At 58.5% G+C, this 14,553-nt stretch carries 12 protein-coding genes; 6 read left to right on the forward strand and 6 right to left on the reverse strand.

Going from position 1 to position 14,553, the window contains the following annotated elements; genetic code table 11:
- Window positions 1-48 precede the first annotated feature (48 nt).
- Window positions 49-573 carry a hypothetical protein gene (locus tag K3754_RS10490; RefSeq protein ID WP_203211107.1) on the reverse strand — a complete coding sequence of 175 codons (525 nt, stop codon included), beginning with the start codon at window positions 571-573 and terminating at the stop codon, window positions 49-51.
- A gap of 169 nt (window positions 574-742) precedes the next feature.
- Window positions 743-1,342, reverse strand: coding sequence for a lytic transglycosylase domain-containing protein (locus K3754_RS10495; protein ID WP_203211106.1), 600 nt, complete (start codon window positions 1,340-1,342; stop codon window positions 743-745).
- A gap of 204 nt (window positions 1,343-1,546) precedes the next feature.
- On the opposite strand from K3754_RS10495, the gene K3754_RS10500 reads away from it, so the two are divergent.
- Both K3754_RS10500 and K3754_RS10505 read left to right on the forward strand, forming a co-directional pair.
- Window positions 1,547-2,065, forward strand: coding sequence for a single-stranded DNA-binding protein (locus K3754_RS10500; RefSeq protein WP_203211105.1), 519 nt, complete (start codon window positions 1,547-1,549; stop codon window positions 2,063-2,065).
- Window positions 2,066-2,185: 120 nt separating this feature from the next.
- Complete coding sequence (locus tag K3754_RS10505) at window positions 2,186-5,140, forward strand: methyl-accepting chemotaxis protein (RefSeq protein ID WP_259937112.1); 2,955 nt, start codon at window positions 2,186-2,188, stop codon at window positions 5,138-5,140.
- A gap of 9 nt (window positions 5,141-5,149) precedes the next feature.
- On the opposite strand, the gene aroB is transcribed toward K3754_RS10505, so the two are convergent.
- Both aroB and K3754_RS10515 read right to left on the reverse strand, forming a co-directional pair.
- Entirely contained in the window at window positions 5,150-6,265 is a 1,116-nt protein-coding gene (gene aroB / locus K3754_RS10510) for a 3-dehydroquinate synthase (RefSeq protein ID WP_259937114.1), read from the reverse strand.
- Entirely contained in the window at window positions 6,258-6,854 is a 597-nt protein-coding gene (locus K3754_RS10515; protein ID WP_259937116.1) for a shikimate kinase, read from the reverse strand. Before K3754_RS10515 ends, aroB begins: the two co-directional genes overlap by 8 nt.
- Before the next feature lie 78 nt (window positions 6,855-6,932).
- On the opposite strand from K3754_RS10515, the gene K3754_RS10520 reads away from it, so the two are divergent.
- The 3 genes from K3754_RS10520 to K3754_RS10530 are packed head-to-tail and all read left to right on the forward strand — an operon-like array spanning window position 6,933 to window position 9,621.
- Entirely contained in the window at window positions 6,933-7,082 is a 150-nt protein-coding gene (locus tag K3754_RS10520; RefSeq protein WP_203211101.1) for a hypothetical protein, read from the forward strand.
- 31 nt (window positions 7,083-7,113) lie between these two features.
- Window positions 7,114-8,643, forward strand: a complete 1,530-nt coding sequence (locus tag K3754_RS10525) for a hypothetical protein (RefSeq protein WP_259937119.1) — start codon at window positions 7,114-7,116, stop codon at window positions 8,641-8,643.
- Between the two features lie 3 nt (window positions 8,644-8,646).
- Window positions 8,647-9,621, forward strand: coding sequence for a site-specific tyrosine recombinase XerD (locus K3754_RS10530; RefSeq protein ID WP_203211100.1), 975 nt, complete (start codon window positions 8,647-8,649; stop codon window positions 9,619-9,621).
- Here K3754_RS10530 and K3754_RS10535 read toward each other — a convergent pair.
- Window positions 9,558-10,376, reverse strand: coding sequence for a metallophosphoesterase (locus tag K3754_RS10535; protein WP_259937120.1), 819 nt, complete (start codon window positions 10,374-10,376; stop codon window positions 9,558-9,560). The two genes, K3754_RS10530 and K3754_RS10535, sit on opposite strands and share 64 nt — an antisense overlap.
- An 88-nt stretch (window positions 10,377-10,464) precedes the next feature.
- On the opposite strand from K3754_RS10535, the gene K3754_RS10540 reads away from it, so the two are divergent.
- Complete coding sequence (locus tag K3754_RS10540; RefSeq protein ID WP_203211098.1) at window positions 10,465-11,772, forward strand: HlyC/CorC family transporter; 1,308 nt, start codon at window positions 10,465-10,467, stop codon at window positions 11,770-11,772.
- Window positions 11,773-11,861: 89 nt separating this feature from the next.
- Here K3754_RS10540 and K3754_RS10545 read toward each other — a convergent pair whose 3' ends face one another.
- Entirely contained in the window at window positions 11,862-14,285 is a 2,424-nt protein-coding gene (locus tag K3754_RS10545) for an FAD-dependent oxidoreductase (RefSeq protein ID WP_259937121.1), read from the reverse strand.
- Window positions 14,286-14,553 lie beyond the last annotated feature (268 nt).

Below are 14,553 nucleotides of genomic sequence, written 5' to 3' on the forward strand. Positions count from 1 at the left end.
AGCGCGGATGGTTTCCCATCCGCGCTTTTTCTTAGTCTATAAAAGTATTTAGCGGGTGATTGCGTCACCGGATGTGTTCACCCGAGCCAGCTCTTCCGCCACGGTCTTGGCAAAACCATAGACCATCGCCGTGTAGAAATCTTCGGTTGATGGCGGCACCAGGAAGTAGCCCTCAGGCGCAACAGTGTCGGCGGTCGCGGCCACGATATTGACCGGGAATGTCACATCGCCAACGCTGCCATCACGGCCTTCGATGGCAACCACACCCTCGATCTGGTTGAATTCCGCGCTGTCCGGCAGATATGTATCACCGTCCAAGGCGATTTTGCGGATGTCGATCCGGATTGTCGGGTCGGCCGCATCGTCGCTGGTCGGCACCATCTCGGCCACCGCTTTGTTGATGTCGGTCTGCAGCTCCGGGTAGAGCGCCGCTGCGTTGCTGTCTTGCGCGGCGTCATAAGAGGCGTCGACGCTGATCTGCGAGATTTTGGGCAGCTCGGCCGCAGTTGCAGATGTGAGGGCCAACAGGCTGACGCCAGCGGCGAATGTAAAACTTTTGATCGTTGTGAACATGATATGCTCCTTACTCTTTCTGGCGCCAAGATCCGGAGAATTCCGGTTGCGGCGCTCTGAGTAAAGAACGGGCGGAAAGTGAATTGGTTCCGGCAGGTGTTCAGGGAACGGGCGAAAACACGCCGACCCATGCAGTAAGGCGTTGTTCTAAAACGAAAACAGGAAGGGGTCAGCTCCCCGCAATAATCCGGACATAGTTGCGCGTTTCCTTGTAGGGCGGCACGCCGCCATACTTTTTCACCGCGCCCGGACCGGCGTTATAGGCTGCCAGCGCAAGCCGCCATGTGCCAAACCGTTTGAATTGTTGTTTGAGGTAACGTGCCCCACCTTCGAGGTTCTGGGCCGGATCCGTGGGATCGACCCGCAGCTTGCGGGCTGTGCCGGGCATCAACTGTGCCAGTCCCATCGCGCCTTTGTGGGACTTAGCGTTGGGGTTCCAACCGCTTTCTTGCTGCACCAATCGCAGAAACAGATCCACCGGCACGCCGTGGCGAGCTGCGGCGTCTTTTGCGACCTGCAAGTAGACGCCTTTGTATTTGCCTTTGTATTTCGGCGTGTTGCCCCATTTCGTCGGGGTGATGACAGTTGGCGGCTTGAGCCGCACAGAGGCCGAATACTGCTTGGACGCCCGGTTATCGAGGATCTTTTTCTGGGACTTGAACAATCCGCTGCGGCTTTTGCTTGAGAAAATATCCGCGCTGGCCGGTGCCCCAGCCAAAGCCATGGCAACAGCCACTGCCCAGGTCAGTGATTTTTTTGAATTGCGCATCCTGCCCGACGCCCCCAACGTTGATTGGGCGAACTATATCAAAACCTGACCTTCGTGCCAGCCCAAGTTTCCCTGCGGTGGCAGAGAATTGCCATGAAACCGTTTGTTAACCATGGTTCAGCCAAGCTCACCCCGATATAACGGCTTAAACCGGGGCCGCGCGGATTCGCAGCACGGGAATGAATTGATAGATCAGGGGGCAATATGGCCGGTTCAGTTAACAAAGTGATCCTTATCGGCAATCTGGGGCGTGATCCCGAGGTACGGTCGTTTCAAAATGGCGGCAAGGTTTGCAATCTGCGCATCGCCACCTCCGAGACATGGAAAGACCGCAACACCGGTGAACGCAAAGAGAAAACGGAATGGCATTCGGTGGCCATCTTTCAAGAAGGTCTTGTGCGGATTGCCGAACAATACCTCAAGAAAGGCTCCAAAGTTTACATTGAGGGACAGTTGCAAACCCGCAAATGGCAGGATCAGTCCGGCAATGACCGGTATAGCACCGAAGTTGTGCTGCAAGGCTATGGTGGCACGCTGACCATGCTGGATGGCCGCGATGGTGGTTCCGGCGGCGGTGGTGGCGGCTATGGCGGCGGTTCCGGTGGCGGCGATTACGGCGGCGGCGGTTATGACAGCGGCAATGGCGGCGGCGGTTACGACAGTGGCCCGTCGGGTGGCGGCGGCGGCGGTTCCCGCGATCTGGACGACGAAATCCCGTTCTGATCAGCGAAAGACAAACGCAGAAACGGTCCGATTTTCGGGCCGTTTTTTTTGGCGAGGCTTAAGGGAAACTTCAGGAAGCGCTCGGATACTCCGCCCCATTATTCCATCGAGGGGCCAGATTTGTTTTCCCAATTCAAGAATATGCCGATCCGGCTGAAGCTACCTGTCATAACCGCCCTGATGATCGTGCTCGCCGTTCTGGCGATGGGCGCGGTGTCCTTTCAAATGGCGCGGGCCGCAGCCAAAAAACAGGCCGAACATACGCTTCATGCTGTCGCTCAGGGGATGAACAGGTCCGTCACCGGATATCTAAACGCCATCGCCACCCATATTACGCTGGAGGCTGGAAATCCGCATGTCCATGATGCCTTAAAAGCACTTTCTGAGGGTTACGAGGCTTTGAACAATGCCGGACCGGCCCTGAGCAAAGCCTATATCAAAGATAATCCGCACCCTGAGGGCAAAAAGGACCAGCTTTATAACAGCGGCGAAAACACCGCCTATGATCAGGCGCATGAACGATATCATCCGTTCTTTCACGCCCTCCAGAAGAAGCTTGGATATTACGATATTTTTCTGTTCGATACCAAGGGAACATTGATCTATTCGGTATTCAAGGAAAGCGATTTTGCCACCAATCTGCTAAGCGGCAAATGGAAAGACAGCGGCCTGGGACAGGCCTACCGCGCGGCGACAAAACTTGCACCGGATGCCGCGCCGGCTTTTGTTGATTTCAGCCCCTATGGACCCAGCGCCGATGCACCTGCCGCCTTTCTTGCGCGTCCGATTTTTTCCCGTGATGGCAAACGGTTGGGGGTTCTGGCCTTTCAGATGCCGGTGGACCGGATTAACGAAGTGACCCGCGGCGTTGTCGGACTGGGCAGGTCCGGTGATGTGTTTATTGTCGGAGAGGACAACGTTCTGCGCAGCGATTCCATCCAGACGGAGCAAAACGACATTTTGACCACCTCCTTTCGTGCCAGTCCCGCCGAAGGGTCACATCACAGCACAGCCGAAGTTGGCCTGACTGGTGATCCGGCCGCGATCCATCGGGTACCCCTGCCCTTCCTGGGCACGAATTGGACCTTGGCAGTTACGCAATCCATGGAGGAGATCCTCGCGCCAACCGTACGTTTGCGGAACATCTTTGCCTTGATCGGCGCTTTGATCATTGGGGTGGGATTACTCTTTGCCGCAATCTTTGCGCGCTCAATCTCAAACCCGCTCCGTGCGGTTGATCGTGCCATGCGTGAGGTCGCCGCGGCGCATTATGATCTGGAGGTGCCGCACATCACGCGCAATGATGAAATTGGCGGCATTGCCAATGCTTTGGAAGGGTTTCGGAAGTCCCTGATCGCCGCCGGCCGGCTGCAAGAAGAAGCTGCCTACAAGGGTGCCGGATTTGCCGCGTCATCTTCGGCCATGATGCTGATCGGGACAGATGGCCAGGTGGTCTGGACCAACCATGCATTGGATCGCTTGTTTTCAGATGCAGCGGCAGAGCTTCGCCAGATCAGGGCAACGTTCGACCCAAAGGCCGTCACCGGCACGGATTTCCACCAATTACATCCGCTTTCTGATCTGAAACCTGCGATGTCTCGCTCGGCGATGGACGCGCCGATCCAACGCTATTTCCGCGCCGGGCGGCTGATCCTGGGTCTGGCCATTGCCGCCGTCCACAACAAGGACGGTGATCCGATTGGTCATGTGGTTGAATGGAAAGATCAAACAGGCGATCTGCGCAATGCCGTCATCATGGCGTCTCTGGATCAGGCCAACGCGCAGCTGGAGATTTCGGCGACAGGCATCATCGTGTCCGCAAATGATACCTTCGCAGAGTTGCTGCAGACCAACGGCGCATCTCTCGAAGGGACGCAGGCAGATCAGATCATCACCCTGCCCGGTTCCTCAAGCGCATTTGACCAGATCCTCGAAGCAGAAGAGCCGCTGTTCGGTGTTTTCGAGATTTCGACTGCCGGTGGCCCGAAATATCTGGATGGCAGCCTCACGCCGATGGCCGATCACACCGGCTTGTCCAAGGGCATGATCCTGATCGGGCGCGACATCACAGAAACGCATCTGACTCAACAGGCCCACAAAGCCCAACATCGTGCCATGACGCAGGCACAGGAGCAGGTTGTGGACACGCTGCGCGTGGCCTTGCACCGGGTTTCTCAAAAAGATCTGACCACTCAAATCGACAAGGCATTTCCTCAGGAATACAGCGCCTTGCGCGATGATTTTAACCTTGCAATCTCAACCCTGCTCACTGTCATAGAAACCGTTGGCGCCAATGCCAGCAACATCGACAGCGAGACCAGCGAAATCACCAGCGCAGCCGACGATCTGGCGCAGCGCACTGAAACCCAGGCCGCAACGCTGGAAGAAACCGCCGCCGCGTTGGATGAGATCACCGGCTCCGTCAGAACCGCAGCAGACAGCACCCGGCGTGCCGCACAATTGGTTGAAAACGCACATCAAATGGCGATGCAAAGCGAAGGAGTGGTCGATGATACCGAAACGGCCATGCACGGGATCGCCAAATCCTCCTCCGAAATTACAAATATCATCAGCGTCATTGACAATATTGCCTTCCAAACCAACCTGTTGGCCCTGAACGCAGGCGTGGAAGCCGCCCGCGCAGGTGAAGCCGGAAGGGGCTTTGCCGTGGTTGCTTCGGAAGTGCGGGCGCTGGCATTGCAATCGGCCAATGCGGCGCAGGAGATTACATCGCTGATTTCGGCAAGCCGATCACAGGTCGACAACGGCGTTGCTTTGGTGGGGCGTACAGGTACGTCCCTAAAGGGCATCGTCGCGGCGGTGGCCGAAATTGCAGAGCTTGTTGCCACCCTGTCCACCTCATCGGCGGATCAAGCCGCGGTTCTGCAAGAGATCAACGCATCTGTTGCCAAGCTGGATGCTGTGACACAGCGAAACGCCGCAATGTTCGAGGAAACCACCGCGGCCAGCCATGCGTTGCGTGGTCAAGCCCATGGATTGTTTCAGAAAATATCAGAATTCAACATTGGCCAGCGCCCCGTCAATCCACCGCAATCGCAGCAGATTGTGTCGTGATCAAGCAGCTTAGCGCCGCGCTGCCAAAGCGTCAGACAAGGTTTCTGATACAGCATGTAAAGGCACGTCAGAGGTGACAAAAGCCGCACCGATGCTGTGGGCGAGGATAAAGTTCAGCTGGCCTTTGACCACCTTTTTGTCCTGACCCATCAGATCTATCAACCCTTGCGCATCCGGCAATTCACCCTCGATGTCAGACAAATCTGTTTTCATTCCCATCGCCTTGAGATGGGCGCGCACGCGGCTGGGGTCTTCTTGAGCGCAAAGGCCAATGCGGGCCGACAGCTCAAACGCCAAAGCGCAGCCAATAGACACGCCTTCGCCATGCAATAACCGATCCGAATACCCCGTTGCCGCTTCCAAAGCGTGACCAAAGGTGTGGCCCAGGTTCAACAAGGCCCGGTCGCCCTGTTCGGTCTCATCGCGGATCACAATGTCAGCCTTCATCTGAACGGACCTGCGCACCGCCTCCACGCGAGCGGTCATATCACCTGCGGCCAATGCTGGCCCTTGCACTTCCAACCAGTCAAAAAAATCAGCGGCACCCAAGAGCCCGTATTTGACCACCTCGCCATAACCGGCGAGAAAGTCCCGCGCGTTCATCGTCCCCAGAACCGCGGTATCGGCCAGCACCAGGGACGGTTGATGAAACGCGCCGATCAGGTTCTTGCCCTGCGGTGCGTTGATGCCGGTTTTGCCGCCGACGGAGCTGTCGACTTGCGCCAGCAGCGAGGTAGGGATTTGTACAAACCGCACGCCGCGCCGCAGGATCGCGGCGGCAAAGCCAACCAAATCGCCGATAACGCCGCCACCAAACGCGATCACGATGTCGCCGCGTTCCACTTTCTGGTCGAGAAGCCATTCGACGGCTTGCGTCAAATAGGGCCAGGATTTGGTCGCCTCTCCCGGTGGCAGCTCCAGCACCGCCATATCGATGTCTGCCGCACTCAAACCATTGCGCAAGGTTTCAAGGTGCAGCGCCGCAACGTTGCGGTCAGTGACAACACAAACCTTCTTGCGGCCGCCAAGGGGCGCAATCCGCGTGCCGGCTTCTTGCAGCAAACCGGGCCCGATATGCACATCATAGGCACGTCCGGGCAGGTCAACATGAACGGTTTCAAGCATCTGTTTTCTCCAGCACATCTGGCCGCGTCAGCAAGACATCAATCACCCGCTCCGCCATTTGCTCTATGGTGAGGTTCGGCATGCAAGCCACTGACAAATCGGCCTTTTGATAGATCGGAACCCGCGCGTTAAACAGCGAAGTGAGCGTGGCTCTGGGATCGGCCGTGCGGAGCAAGGGCCGCGTGTCCTTGTGCCGTACCCTGTTCCAAAGCAACTCGATGTCCGCATTCAACCAAACCGAAACGCCCCGCGCCGAAATGTTGGTCCGGTTCTGCTCGGCCAGGAACGCGCCGCCACCCGTGGAGAGGATGCCCCGTTCACTGTCGAGCAAGCGGGAAATCACTTCGGCCTCGCGTTTGCGGAAAAACGCCTCACCGTCACGTTCAAATATTTCGGGTACGGTCAGATTGGCCGCGCGTTCGATCTCTGCGTCGCTGTCCAGAAAAGGCACATCCAGTTTGGACGCCAGGGCCCGCCCCACCGCCGTCTTGCCCGCACCCATCATACCCACCATCACAGCGGTCTTTTTCAGGTGGTAACGCGGGGCTGACGCGTGGTCATCGGCCATGGTTTGCTCAATTTTGCTCATTTTCATCTGAATGACGTGATCTTGGCCAAAAGGCCATATATAGATTGAGGAACAAAGCAAAAAACAAACGGGCAAATCATGGGCAAATTGATCAAACTGCTGATATATCTCCTGATCATCGGGTGTATTGGGTTGATCGGCTATGCCTATATCGGGCCGTTTTTTGGGGCTGATTTCAACCCCGCGCAGGTCGAAACCCATGTTCCGGTCACATTGATCGCGGAATGATCTGATGCCGCTTCGCAGCCAATTTTTAATCTTGCGCCTCACCGCAGCGGCCATTGGTGTTTTGGCCGCCCTGCCCTTGGCGTCACAAGAGACGGTGCCCGCCGCGCCCCTTTCAGTCATTGACTGGCTTGGCACACAATCGGCCACTGTCCCCGGATCACAGCCACGCAGCCTGATCATCGACGAGGTTCCAGTGGCCAAAACCGGCAGCGTGCCGGAGGTGTCGGTTGTCCCGCTTGGCGATGGGGCACCCCGCGAAATTGGTCTGGTGCCGTCCGCAATCACCGGACTGCCGCCTGGCCTTTGGGCGGGCAGTGACGTGACCCGATTGAAAACATTGATCGAAACATTGCCTGACTTGCGCCTGCCGGCGGCGCAATCGCTGCTTTTCACCGTCCTCTTGGCAGAGGCGCAAGCCCCCAAAGGCGGCAGCGCAGCGGGGGATGCCTTGGCGCTTTTGCGGGTTGAAAAACTTCTGAAAGAGGGTGCCCTGGACCCGGCGCTTTCCTTGATCGAACAGGCCAATGTGACAACCAGTGCGGCGCATTTTGATCTGTGGATGCAGATCAGCTTGCTCAGCGGCACCGAAGATCGCGCGTGCAACATGCTGTCGCGGTCGGCGCATTTGACCCGAGACTATGGCACCCGCATTTTCTGCGCAGCACGAGAACAGAAATGGGACAATGCATCGCTGACCTTTGGATCGGCGCAGGCCCTGGGATTGATGAGCGCCGAGAAGCTGGAACTTGCTGACAGGTTTTTGCATCCCGACGCTTTTGAAGAGGCGGCCGCCCTGCCCGCGCCGCGCCAGATGGATCCGCTGAGCTTCCGGCTTTTCGAAGCGATCGGGGAGCCGCAACCAACCCGAAACCTGCCCCGCGCCTTTGCCGTTGCTGATCTGCGTGATCTGGCCGGATGGAAGGCCCAGTTGGAAGCGGCGGAGCGGCTGACCCGCGCAGGCGCATTGCCGGACAACCGTCTGCTGGGCCTCTATACGGATCGCTCCCCCGCTGCGTCGGGCGGCATCTGGGATCGTGTGGCGGCCTTGCAGCGGTTCGAAACAGCCCTGTCCACTGGCAGTGCCGAAGCGGTCGCCAAAACCCTTCCTGCGGTCTGGTCGGCCATGGGCAGCGCCGGATTGGAAGTGACATTCGCAAGCCTGTTTCACGAAAAACTGGCGGAATTTGATCTGGATGGGACCGCAGGCAGCATCGCAAAGAAAATCATGTTGCTGTCGCCCAAGTATGAAAGCGCCGCCGCGCCGGATGGCGGTTTTGTTGATCTGATCGCCAAGGGCGAAGTGCCAGACCGGCGGCCCGATGCGCCGCTTGCAGGTGCCATTTATGATGCCTTTTCAGAGGCCACCCCCCGCTCCGACCTGATTGCGAACGTGGCACAGGATCGGTTGGGGGAAAGCATTCTTGTACTGCTGGGCCTGCTGCAACAGGGCGCAAACGGCGATGCCGCAGCTTTGCGCGATGCGCTGGCAACACTGCGGGCGCTTGGCCTCGAAGACACGGCACGCCGTTCGGCTTTGCAAGTGCTGTTGCTGGAGCCCTGAAGCATGCAAACCGCCACGTTTCATTGGATTTCATCTTTTCTTGAGGCACAGGCAGCCGAACTGGGCGCCGCGACCAACACGCAACTGGCCTATGGCCGTGATCTGAAGGATTTTGATCTGTTTCTGGCCCGCCGCAGCCGCGATTTTCAGGATGCGGCCCGTGCGGATGTGGAGGATTATCTGGTGCATTGCGACGCGCAGGGGTTGGCCAAATCCACCCGTGCACGCCGCTTGTCCGCGATCAAACAACTTTACCGCTTTGCCTTTGAAGAAGGGCTGCGCAGTGACAACCCCGCGATCCAGATCGCCGGTCCGGGCCAGGACAAACGCCTGCCCAAGATCCTGAGCGAGACCGAAGTGGATGCCCTCTTGGACGCCGCCCGCAATTCCGGGCGCAGCAAATCCGACCAGATCCGCAACACCTGCCTGATGGAACTGCTTTATGCCACCGGCATGCGGGTAAGCGAGCTGGTCAGCCTGCCTGTGAGCGCCACGCGCGGTGATCCGCGGCTGCTGCTGATCATGGGCAAAGGAGGCAAGGAACGTATGGTTCCGTTGTCACCTCCGTCGCGTGAGGCGTTGTCCGAATGGCTGATCGAGCGTGACGCGCAGGATGCAGCGGCTGAAAAATTGCGCAAGCCCGTGTCGCGATTCTTGTTCCCTTCGCGCGGTGCATCGGGCCATCTGACGCGCCATCGGTTCTATCTGTTGATAAAGGAATTTGCCGTTGCGGGCGGCGTCGATCCTTCAAAGGTCACGCCCCATACCCTGCGCCACGCCTTTGCCACGCATCTGTTGGCCCATGGCGCCGATCTGCGGGCAATCCAGACGATGCTTGGCCATGCCGATGTGGCCACAACCGAGATTTACACCCATGTTTTGCAAGAACGGTTGTCAGAGCTGGTGCTGGATCATCACCCCCTGGCCGATGCACCAAAGCGTAAACCGGCAGGCAAGACATCCTCGGACGGCCAATAACCGGTGCGCAGCGCGGTCTTGTAGTCCTCTGGCAGCCCTGCGGCTGTCATATCGGCCTGTGCAGCTTCCACATCATAGCTGAGCCGGTGAAACTGCACCTCGCCGCCATCGAGCAGGGCAAACCGCGTTTGTTGCCGCCCGTCATGGGGCGGCATGCCGATCACACCGGCGTTGATCCACCGGCCCCTTGGCGTGGTCTTCAGAAACGGCAGTCCGCAATGGCCCGCGATGATGTGATCCACCGGCCCGATCCGGCGTTCCAATGCGTCCCATTCCTCTGCGAAAACACTCTCTGGCGAGGTCTCCCAGATAAAGCGTGCCACATCCTGAACACCGCCGTGAATCACCCCGTAACGGTTGCCTTGATGGTGAAAGCTGATCACATCTGGCCGCGCCGCCATCCACATTTTGTCCCCATCGCTCAGCGCTTGGGCGGCAAATCCGTACCACCGGGCGCTCAACACGTCACAGACGGTGCCATCGTCAAAGCCGCAACCGCAATCTGCCGCGTCGCTGCCCAACTGGATCTCGCAGTTGCCCGCCACCACGGCACATCCCATCGCCCGGATCATCGCTGTGGTCCGCTGCGGCGCACCGCAATAGGCCGCAACGTCACCGGTACAGATCATATGATGCGGGGCAATCCCGCGATCTTGAGCCGCAGCAAAGAGCGCGCCCAAGGCCTGTGCATTTGAATAGGGGCCGCCAAACAACAGGACCGGACCATCCAAAACACCCAAATCAACATGCCGCATTGCGTCTGTCCTTCCTGCACACCCTTGAATGACATGCCCATGATGCCCATAACCACTGCTACAATGAAACAAACGGATAACAACACCCATGGAACCCAGCGCACCTATTCTTGATGGCGCTTTTTGGATCAGCAGCAGCATCATCTTGTTTCTGCTTGTCCTCTCCGGCTTCTTCTCCGGCTCCGAGACGGCCCTGACCGCGGCCTCGCGGGGGAAATTGCGTGCGCAGGCTGACAAGGGCTCGCGCGGGGCAACGCGGGCGCTCAAGATCACCGAAGACAACGAACGTCTGATCGGCTCGGTCCTGCTGGGCAACAACCTTGTGAACATCCTTGCCGCCTCTCTTGCCACGGCGATGTTCACCCGGCTTTTTGGCGAATCCGGTGTGGCACTGGCGACGCTGGTGATGACCCTTTTGGTGCTGATCTTTGCGGAGGTGCTGCCCAAAACCTATGCAATTACCAATGCCGAACGCGCCGCCGCGCTGGTCTCGCGCCCGATCGCGCTGGTGGTGCTGGTCTTTGCCCCGGTGGTCAGCGCCGTACGCCTGTTTGTCCGTGCCGTTCTCCGGATTTTTGGCGTGACCATTGATCCCGACAGCAACATCCTCGCGGTGCGCGAAGAAATCGCTGGCGCATTGCAGCTGGGCCATTCCGAAGGGGTGGTGGAAAAAGAGGACCGCGACCGGATTTTGGGCGCCCTTGATCTGCGTGAACGGGTGGTGGAGGAAATCATGTTGCACCGTTCCGGCATTGAGATGATCGATGCCCAGGCAGAGCCCTCTGATATTCTTGAACAATGTCTGCAGTCCAACCACACCCGCCTGCCGGTCTATCGCGATGACCCTGAAAACATCATCGGCGTGGTGCATGCCAAAGATCTGCTGAGGGCGATGTACAAGCTGATCGGTGGCCCCGATGGCGAAGCGGCGGAACTGAAGAACTTCAACGTGGTCAGCGTGGCCATGAAACCCTATTTCGTGCCCGAGACCTCGACCCTTGATGAACAGATGCGCCAGTTCCTGCGCCGCCGCACCCATTTTGCGCTGGTGGTGGATGAATACGGGTCGCTGCAAGGTCTGATCACGCTGGAAGACATCCTTGAGGAAATCGTGGGCGAGATTACCGATGAATTTGACCCCGATGCCGATCATCACGTGACCCCGGCGGAGGACGGGCATCATTACGTCGATGGCGCGATGACGATCCGCGATCTGAACCGCGCCACTGATTGGTCCCTGCCCGATGATGAGGCCAACACCGTTGCCGGTCTGGTGATCCACGAGGCGCAGATGATCCCGACCCCCGGTCAGGTTTTTAGCTTCCATGGCTTCCGGTTCGAAGTGATGGCCAAGGACGGCAACCGCATCGCGCAGTTGAAGATCCGCCCTCTCTAGCGGAAAGCCTGCCCTTTTTGGCCCAAAATACTCTGCGGGGGTCCGGGGGTGCAAAACCCCCGGCGCTTTCGTCCAGACACTGCGCCCCGTCAGGCGCGCAGCTTTTCTCCTTTGGGATCAAACGGCGGTTCGGCCAGGATCACCGCCTTGTGCGGCTGGCCCAGAACCATCACTTCGACCTCATCCCCCGGCCCTGCGTCTTTGACAAAACCCAAGGCCAGTGATTGACCAACGGTATAGCCATAGGCGCCCGAGGTGACGCGCCCGATGCCTTTGCCGTCCTTGAAGATCGGCTCGCCCCCTGTGGCATCCGCGTTTGAAGCCGTTGTCGCATCGGTATCCAAGGCGAGAATGACCAGATGCTCGCGCGGGGATTTGGCCAAGGTCTCCGCCACGGCCGCCTTGTTCAAGAACGCCTTGTCCATCTTGCACAGTCGGTCCAGGCCGACCTCTTGCGGCCAGTATTCGGGTGAATATTCGCGGCTCCAGGACCCGTAGCCTTTCTCGACCCGCAGCGACATCAATGCGCGGCTGCCCACTGGCCCTGCGCCAAAATCTGCGCCCGCTTCGATCAGTGCTGCAAAAAGCTGTGCCTGATCCTCAACGGCGCAATGCAGCTCCCAGCCGAGATCGCCGGTGAAGGACACCCGCAAGGCCAGAACGCGAATGCCGGCCAATTCGATCCATTTGGACCGCATGAACGGGAAATCTGCGGTGGCAAGCGAGGTATTGGTCAACCGCCCCAGCAATTCGCGTGATTTTGGACCCGCGACATTGAAGCCGCAAACCGCCTCGGTCCGGCTTTCGAACGTGGTGCCTTCGGGCAGCGGCACCTCTTTGAAGAACCGCGCGTGATAGCGTTCGGCCATGCCAGACCCGATGATCCAGAATTCCTCTTCTGCGATGCGGGTCACTGTGAAATCTCCCGCGATGCCGCCGCGCACGCCAATCAACGGCGTCAGGCAGGACCGGCCCACCGCCCGTGGCATGTTGTTGGCAAAGACGGCATTCAGCCAGTCCTCCGCCCCCGGTCCCTTGCAGACGTATTTGGCAAAGTTGGAGATGTCGATGATCCCGGCCTTGTCCCGCAGCATCTTGCATTCGCGGCCGACCTGATCCCACCAACCCTGACGGGTGAAGCCTTCGGTCTCATCCTCCGCACCAACGGGAAATCCGTAATACAGCGGATGTTCCCAGCCATAGTTGAGGCCAAAGACCGCCCCCATTTCGCGCTGCGCCTCATAAGCGGGGCGTTTGCGCATCGGGCGTCCGGCGCTGCGTTCCTCATTCGGGAAGTGAATTTTGAAGCGGTTGGCGTATTGGTCGCCCACCCGCGCCTTGGTAAAGGCCGCATCGGCCCAATCGCCAAACCGCGCCACATCCCATGCGAACATGTCATAGCGGCTTTCGCCGGTGACAATCCAATCGGCGGCCAGCAAACCCATGCCGCCCGATTGGGAAAAGCCGGGAATGATGCCGTTGCAGCAGAAGTAATTTGACAATTCCGGCACCGGACCAAACAGCACATTGCTGTCCGGCGACCAGATCATCGGCCCGTTGATCACCCGTTTGATGCCTGCCTCGCCCACAGCAGGCACACGGTCGATCGCCCGCATCATGTTGTCCTCGATCCGTTCCAGATCGTCGGCAAACAATTCATGACCAAAGCCTTGCGGCGTGCCATCCTCGGCCCAGAACCGCAGATCTTTCTCATAAGCCCCAACCAGCAGGCCCTTGCCCTCCTGGCGCAGATAATATTCGCCATCGCGGTCCGCGACAGAAGGCAAGCGCCGGTCGAGCGCGTCAATCTCGGCAATTGTTTCGGTAACGAAATATTGGTGCTCTGTGGGTTGCAGCGGCAGTTTGATCCCTGCCAACGCCGCAACCTCGCGCCCCCAAAGGCCAGCGGCATTCACCACCCATTGGGTTTTGATATCGCCCTTTTCCGTGCGCACGATCCATGTGCCGTCAGGCTGTTGCTCAGTCCCGGTGACAGGGCAAAAGCGGATAATCTCAGCCCCGTTTTGCCGTGCACCCACCGCATAGGCGTTGGTCACGCCTGACGGGTCCACATTTCCGCCCGAGGGTTCAAACATGATGCAGCGGATGCCGTCGTAATTGACCAGCGGATGCAGCGCCTCGGCTTCGGCGCGGCTGACCTCGTGAAAGTTCAACCCGTAGTACTTGGCCTTGGCCGCTTGCAATCGCAACTGATGCTCGCGGGCTTCGGTCTGGGCCAGATACAGCGATCCGGGCTGGAACACACCGCAGCTTTGGCCGGTTTCGGCTTCAAGCGCATTGTACAGGTCCATCGTATAGTTCTGGATACGGGTGATGTTGTTGTTGTCATGCAATCCGTGAATATTGGCCGCCGCGTGCCAGGTGGATCCTGAGGTCAATTCGTCCCGCTCCAGCAGGACAACATCTGTCCACCCCAATTTGGTCAGGTGGTACAGAATAGAACAGCCGATAACGCCGCCTCCGATAACGACAGCTTGGGCCTGGGTGCGCATGATTTTGCTTTCCAATTGGTTTCACTGCCTCAGAACTTGACCCTTGCACATTCACTCAGATTGCCGGAACCCGACATGGCCTGTCGCCAAATGGAAAGTTTCCGGCATTGTTTGAGGGTCTTTGGTCTGCAGGCCGGGTAACCGACAGCAGTCGATCCCGGCAACAACACATATCAACGCCTCAATTCATGCGGCAAAATCGACATGTTTTGTCGGGAACCCACATGAATCGGTCGGTCGCCCTGTGCAACCTCCGACCAAATTGAAT

This window comes from Sulfitobacter sp. M368 (assembly GCF_025141875.1).
Classification (GTDB): Bacteria; Pseudomonadota; Alphaproteobacteria; order Rhodobacterales; family Rhodobacteraceae; genus Sulfitobacter; species Sulfitobacter mediterraneus_A.

Excerpts from the sequence above, each read along its gene's own strand:
- K3754_RS10490 (WP_203211107.1), bottom strand. The coding sequence starts at position 573 with ATGTTCACAACGATCAAAAGTTTTACATTCGCCGCTGGCGTCAGCCTG.
- K3754_RS10495 (WP_203211106.1), bottom strand. The coding sequence starts at position 1,342 with ATGCGCAATTCAAAAAAATCACTGACCTGGGCAGTGGCTGTTGCCATG.
- K3754_RS10500 (WP_203211105.1), top strand. The coding sequence starts at position 1,547 with ATGGCCGGTTCAGTTAACAAAGTGATCCTTATCGGCAATCTGGGGCGT.
- aroB (WP_259937114.1), bottom strand. The coding sequence starts at position 6,265 with ATGCTTGAAACCGTTCATGTTGACCTGCCCGGACGTGCCTATGATGTG.
- K3754_RS10515 (WP_259937116.1), bottom strand. The coding sequence starts at position 6,854 with ATGAGCAAAATTGAGCAAACCATGGCCGATGACCACGCGTCAGCCCCG.
- K3754_RS10520 (WP_203211101.1), top strand. The coding sequence starts at position 6,933 with ATGGGCAAATTGATCAAACTGCTGATATATCTCCTGATCATCGGGTGT.
- K3754_RS10530 (WP_203211100.1), top strand. The coding sequence starts at position 8,647 with ATGCAAACCGCCACGTTTCATTGGATTTCATCTTTTCTTGAGGCACAG.
- K3754_RS10535 (WP_259937120.1), bottom strand. The coding sequence starts at position 10,376 with ATGCGGCATGTTGATTTGGGTGTTTTGGATGGTCCGGTCCTGTTGTTT.
- K3754_RS10540 (WP_203211098.1), top strand. The coding sequence starts at position 10,465 with ATGGAACCCAGCGCACCTATTCTTGATGGCGCTTTTTGGATCAGCAGC.
- K3754_RS10545 (WP_259937121.1), bottom strand. The coding sequence starts at position 14,285 with ATGCGCACCCAGGCCCAAGCTGTCGTTATCGGAGGCGGCGTTATCGGC.